Source organism: Pseudomonas sp. PME37.24/025 (assembly GCF_055556615.1).
The window spans coordinates 1-266 of record NZ_JBVHNK010000253.1 but is presented as its reverse complement, the minus strand read 5'-3'; the positions used below and the strand labels follow the sequence as shown (position 1 = coordinate 266).

The 266-nt window shown below is 66.5% G+C and carries 1 protein-coding gene; it reads right to left on the bottom strand.

The genetic code is table 11. From position 1 onward, the window contains the following. Window positions 1-245 (bottom strand): polysaccharide biosynthesis protein (locus ACZ3HH_RS30265; RefSeq protein ID WP_465810293.1); only part of this gene is annotated, 245 nt, incomplete at its 3' end. Between the last annotated feature and the right edge of the window lie 21 nt (window positions 246-266).

Below are 266 nucleotides of genomic sequence, written 5' to 3'. Positions count from 1 at the left end.
GCCGCGGCGTGCACCACGTAGTCGACGTCGCGCATCGCCGTCTCCAGCCTGGCCTGGTCGCGCACGTCGCCGATGAACCAGCGCATGTGCGCGTGCGGAAACTCCTGCGCCATCTCGTACTGCTTCAGCTCGTCGCGGCTGAAGATGATGATCTTCCGGGGCTTGAACTCTTCCGACGCCATCCGGGCCAGAGCCTTGCCGAAGCTGCCGGTGCCCCCGGTGATCAGCAGCGACTTGCCGTTCAGGTCGACGCGGGGCTCACGGAA